Origin of the sequence: Mesobacillus sp. (genome assembly GCF_049588175.1) — a bacterium.
Taxonomy (GTDB): Bacteria; Bacillota; Bacilli; order Bacillales; family Cytobacillaceae; genus Mesobacillus.
The window spans coordinates 1-5,071 of sequence record NZ_JBAVFI010000702.1; the positions used below are offsets into that span (position 1 = coordinate 1).

The 5,071-nt window shown below is 41.0% G+C and carries 6 protein-coding genes; 1 reads left to right on the top strand and 5 read right to left on the bottom strand.

All coding sequences use genetic code 11. From position 1 onward, the window contains the following. From WB217_RS17055 to WB217_RS17070, 4 genes are all read right to left on the bottom strand, one after another. On the bottom strand, positions 1-826 hold an 826-nt coding region (locus tag WB217_RS17055; RefSeq protein WP_423994481.1), incomplete at its 3' end, for a hypothetical protein. Positions 827-830: 4 nt separating this feature from the next. Further along, the gene (locus WB217_RS17060; RefSeq protein ID WP_423994482.1) at positions 831-1,046 is read right to left on the bottom strand and encodes a DUF2249 domain-containing protein; all 216 of its coding nucleotides are present in this window, start codon (positions 1,044-1,046) and stop codon (positions 831-833) included. 1 nt (position 1,047) lies between these two features. Next, positions 1,048-1,287, bottom strand: a complete 240-nt coding sequence (locus WB217_RS17065; protein WP_423994483.1) for a DUF2249 domain-containing protein — start codon at positions 1,285-1,287, stop codon at positions 1,048-1,050. A gap of 181 nt (positions 1,288-1,468) precedes the next feature. After that, entirely contained in the window at positions 1,469-2,158 is a 690-nt protein-coding gene (locus tag WB217_RS17070) for a Crp/Fnr family transcriptional regulator (RefSeq protein WP_423994484.1), read from the bottom strand. Between the two features lie 220 nt (positions 2,159-2,378). Here WB217_RS17070 and WB217_RS17075 point away from each other — a divergent pair, with 220 nt between their 5' ends. After that, complete coding sequence (locus tag WB217_RS17075) at positions 2,379-4,742, top strand: nitric-oxide reductase large subunit (protein ID WP_423994486.1); 2,364 nt, start codon at positions 2,379-2,381, stop codon at positions 4,740-4,742. 36 nt (positions 4,743-4,778) lie between these two features. Here the strand turns inward: WB217_RS17075 and WB217_RS17080 are convergent, their stop codons facing one another. Continuing rightward, complete coding sequence (locus WB217_RS17080; RefSeq protein ID WP_423994485.1) at positions 4,779-4,919, bottom strand: hypothetical protein; 141 nt, start codon at positions 4,917-4,919, stop codon at positions 4,779-4,781. Positions 4,920-5,071 lie beyond the last annotated feature (152 nt).

Here is a 5,071-nt window from a genome sequence, read left to right on the forward strand (position 1 = left end):
GGTTCTTTTTCACTCGCTTGTCAATTATCTTTTTAATATGCCATGTGAAGAGCAGAAAGCCTGCTAACAGCAAGAACGTTCCTGTACTTTGAATCAGGTGGCTGTTAAAAATAAATGATAATAATAATGCTATAATGCCTGAAATATATATAGTGAAAATATACACAGCAGGTTTCATCGAATAACCATGTGAAAGTGAGAACATCGGCACCATTTTATAAGAAAAACCGAAAATCAACAGAGTAAACCAGCCTGCAGTTCCCAAAACCAAATGACTTTTGAATATAATCTGGTAATGAACTGATGCAAATCCTGTTCTAATGCTAAGGACAAGCATAATGCCTAGTATGACGGTAGCCAGCAAAGAAATAAGGGCAGAGCCTACGAACAGAGTAAGTATGTTTGGTTTAGCCTGGCTTTTAAGGGTCATGAACATCTGGAAAAGGAACATCAAAATTCCTGTTAAAGTTACGATTCCAGGAATCAATGCATCCTGAGGGCTAATGTATAGAGCAGCTGCGAATGCTGCGATTCCCACAGCGGTCACTGAAAATTGCGCAAACCCGAATTTTTCATTCCAGATAGGGGTTAAGAATGCAACAGGCACAAGCTGGTACATTGCACCCATGGCGGCCATTAATGCCCATCCAAGTACAAACAAGTGGGCAGCAGACCATATAGGTGGAATTCGGTAGGTTCCTGATATTAACAGTTCACCATTAAGTAACAGGAGAAGCTGTGAAAGAACCATAGCGAACATGCTAAAAGCAATAAAAGCAAAGGGCAGTTTAATATTTGTTTCGTTCCCCTTACTAACCTGAATCATGTGATCACCCTGCTTTTCGGGAAATAGTAACTTTATAGCTCCCATCTTCCTGCTGTTCAGTCAAATAGATGTATCCAAGATCATCTAATTGTTCAAACAGGAACATCGGTCTGCGATCATTTATGATCACAAGTGTTTGCCCCTTATCCAGATCTTCAAGTGCCGCCAGCGTTCTCATCATAGGTTGTGGCGGTTCTAGTCCCCGGTTGTCGAGTATCATCCTATTTCCCTCCTTTTTTAGTAAAAGTGATTTTATAATGCTTAGTATCGATCTTTTCGGCTTCATGCTCAAAGCCTTTAGCCTTCATAACTCCATATAAAGGGACAGGCTTAAACGGTGCGTGGAGAATAAGAATATCATTTAATTGCAGTTCTGAAATAGCCTCCATTATTTTTTGAAATGGTTCCAGCTTATTATTGATATCCTCTCTTACATCCAATTCGATTGTTTTCTGCTTCATAACGTTCAGCTCCTCATTTTTTTAATCTAATTAAATGATAATGGTTATCAATTATTTCTTCCGTGACGTGTATCACTTAACAAATGAAAAGGTATTTCCCAAACTTTTATAACAAGTGGGTGATGGAATGCATTTTTTCGGTTTTGGGGCTAAATCTTAACAAGAATTTCCAAAGAGCAATTTAAAATAATTCCTGATGCAATTTCTCATGGTCGATTAAATAACATCCATCGTCATCAACACTCAGATAATCCTTCTTCTTTAAATAATTGATGGTCCTGCTCACTGTTTCACGAGAGGTTCCAATCATATTAGCAAACTCTTTATTCGTAAAATGTGTCGTCAGTTTAAATCCATGCTTCATTTTCTCACCATTTGTCTTACAAAGGCGGAGCAGCAGCATGATGATTTGCTCATACGTGTTATGCAGAATCTGCTCTTCGAGTCTTGCCTGCAGGTCTATGATTTTCTCTCCCAACACCCTGAACAATTTAATCGATAATAGTGGGTAAGCCACAAGTATTTCCTCGAACTTGCTGATCGGGATTACGATCAGGTGCGAATCCTCCATAATCTCCGCATGTGCCGGATACTGTCCCTTTCGGAAAAATCCTGCATGCGGGAACATTTCTCCGGTTTCAAGCACCGATACAATTTGTTCTCGACCTGAAGGATCTGTTTTATAAATTTTTACCTTTCCTGAATTTATGAAAAAAACGCGATCCAGAGCATCTCCCTGCATGAAAGCATACATCTTGTTCTTATAAAATCTTGGCTGGGCAATTTCAACAATCGTATCCAGCTCCTGACTTGATAGTTCTTTAAAAATAGGTACTTCACTCAACTGCTGCCTGATTTGGGATACATGCATAATAAATCTGCTCCTCTACCTTCATTTAAGTTTCTACTATAGATTTTATCAACGGAACCGGGAGGACTAAGTGACTTGAATCATATATTGACGATTTTTTGAAAATAATTCTCATTGCTGTGGTAAAAATCACACCAAGTACATGCGGTAGTTCACAATCTGAAAGTCTATTTACTCTTAAAATGAAGGTGTAAATCAAACAGGAAGGGGATGTATGGAAATGGAAATCCAGCATGGGACATCCACAAAAGCAGTGGTCAAGAAGAATCAGAACTCACTGTTGAAATCCGTACTCATTATTACATTATTACTTAGCTTTACAGTGCTCCTAACAGGGGGATACTGGATTTTTAAAGAAATGGCTCCACGGCCGCTTGAAGTAACAAGCGAGAAAGGTGAGGTCATTTTAACGAAGGATAGCATTATGGGTGGGCAGGCAGTTTTTCAAAAGTATGGTTTGATGGATTATGGTACCGTTTTGGGCCATGGTTCATATATGGGGCCTGACTATACAGCAGAAGCCTTGAAAATATACACAGAAGGAATGCAGGACTTCCGATCACAGGAAAAATACGATAAGGCTTTTAAAGAATTAAGCAAGGATGAACAAGTAATCATTCGTGACAATGTAAAGAAGGAAATGCGTGAAAATCGTTATGTACCCGATACAGACAAACTGGTATTAACTGATGCTCAGATTTACGGACATAGTAAGGTAAAAGAATTCTATCATGGGATTTTTACAGAAGGAGACCATTGGGGACTTAAACCTGGCCTGATCCAGGAAAAGCACATGCCGGCAGGGGAACGCGCTTGGGTTTCTAAAGGGGACCAAATTGAACAGATTTCAGATTTCTTCTTCTGGACTGCATGGCTTTCAAGTACTGAAAGACCTGATGATAATATTACGTATACGAATAACTGGCCATATTATGAAGATGCAGGCAACACCATGTCATTCTCAGCCGTTTGGTGGAGCGGTGCAAGTGTAACAATACTGATATTATTTGTCGGACTTATCTTGTATGTGTTCTATCGTTACCATCTTGGAATGCAGGAAGCATATAAGGAAGGGAACTTCCCAAAAATAGATTTAAGGAAGCTGCCATTAACCTCATCACAATTAAAAACAGGTAAATATTTTGCGGTGGTATCGGTGCTGTTTTTCGTCCAGGCGATGTTTGGGGCGCTTCTTGCACACTACTATATCGAACCGGACAGCTTCTTCGGAATGAAGTGGGTCCATGATATCCTTCCATTCAACATTACGAAAGGATTCCATCTGCAGCTGGCGATTTTCTGGATTGCAACAGCGTGGCTAGGAATGGGTATTTTTGTAGCACCGCTTGTAGGCGGGCATGAACCGAAACGTCAAGGATTATTGGTCGACATACTGTTCTGGGCTTTGGTAGTCCTTGTAGCTGGCAGCATGATTGGGCAGTGGCTTGGCGCTAATGGCTACCTTGGAAACAACTGGTTCCTCTTAGGTCATCAGGGCTGGGAGTATCTCGAACTGGGACGCATCTGGCAGTTCATTCTTGCAGTCGGTATGCTGATCTGGCTGTATATAGTATTCCGTGGAATTAAGAGCGGCTTGAAGCGGGAGTCTGATAAAGGCGGTTTGATCCATCTATTGTTCTACTCAGCGATAGCAGTTCCAGCGTTTTACTTCTTTGCCTTCATGATCAATCCAGGAACACATTATACATTCGCTGATTACTGGCGCTGGTGGATTATCCATCTATGGGTAGAAGGAATATTTGAGGTATTCGCAGTTGTAGTCATCGGTTTCTTGATGGTACAAATGAAGCTTGTTACAAAAAAATCAACAGTAAAAGCATTGTATTTCCAGTTGATCCTGCTAATGGGAGCAGGAGTCATCGGTATAGGACATCACTATTATTACAACGGATCAGCAGAAGTGTGGATCGCCCTCGGCGCAGTGTTCTCAGCTTTAGAAGTCATTCCATTAACACTGCTGATTTTAGAAGCATATGAACAATATAAAATGATGCGTGATGGCGGGGTAGACTTTCCTTATAAAGGAACATTCTGGTTTTTAATTTCTGTAGCAATCTGGAACCTAGTAGGTGCTGGGGTACTTGGCTTCCTAATCAATCTGCCTGCAGTCAGCTACTTCGAACATGGGCAATTCCTGACCCCTACCCACGGTCACGCCTCAATGATGGGTGTATACGGAATGTTCGCAGGAGCAGTGTTAGTCTACTCATTGCGAAATATTGTAAAGCCGGAGAAATGGAGCGATAAGTGGATTAAATTCATTGTAATCATGCTGAATGTGGGGCTCGCTGGCATGGTATTCCTATCGTTACTGCCTGTTGGATATTTGCAAATTAAAGAAGCATTCTTCAACGGTTATGCAGCATCCCGTTCAGCTGAATTCCTGCAACAGGATACAGTACAAATGCTGCTGACACTAAGAGCGATTCCTGACACTATTTTCTTGATTGGTGTTGCAGCACTTGCACTGTTCAGCATCAAAGCGTTGTTCAATCTTCGTAAGGTAACACATAAAGAAGAAGAGCCTCTGCCAGTAAAAGACCTGGCCGTAGACGAGGAATAACAGGAAAATCCGCAAAGCAAATGCTTTGCGGATTTTTTATTTTGGTTCTGCTGTTTCTTTATCTTCACACTCAAAGCAAAGGACTCTGCCATCAGTCGTATGAACACCATTCAAAAAACCATCCAGACAAAAAATTTCCTTGCCGCATTGCTCGCAGCTGCCGACAAGCTCCTTCATAGACAACGCCTCCTAATAAACTAGTTCGGTTTTGAGTAGGAAAACTCCTTTTAAATCAGATTGATTCTGTATGCCCAAACAGGAGTGCGGGAAGGAAAAAAGGTAACAGAAAGAGGTTCTATGTGCCCGAAATGTTGTGAGGGTTGGAAAAA

Coding starts and splice junctions, on each gene's coding strand:
- WB217_RS17075 (WP_423994486.1), top strand. CDS start 2,379: ATGGAAATCCAGCATGGGACATCCACAAAAGCAGTGGTCAAGAAGAAT.
- WB217_RS17060 (WP_423994482.1), bottom strand. CDS start 1,046: ATGATACTCGACAACCGGGGACTAGAACCGCCACAACCTATGATGAGA.
- WB217_RS17065 (WP_423994483.1), bottom strand. CDS start 1,287: ATGAAGCAGAAAACAATCGAATTGGATGTAAGAGAGGATATCAATAAT.
- WB217_RS17070 (WP_423994484.1), bottom strand. CDS start 2,158: ATGCATGTATCCCAAATCAGGCAGCAGTTGAGTGAAGTACCTATTTTT.
- WB217_RS17080 (WP_423994485.1), bottom strand. CDS start 4,919: ATGAAGGAGCTTGTCGGCAGCTGCGAGCAATGCGGCAAGGAAATTTTT.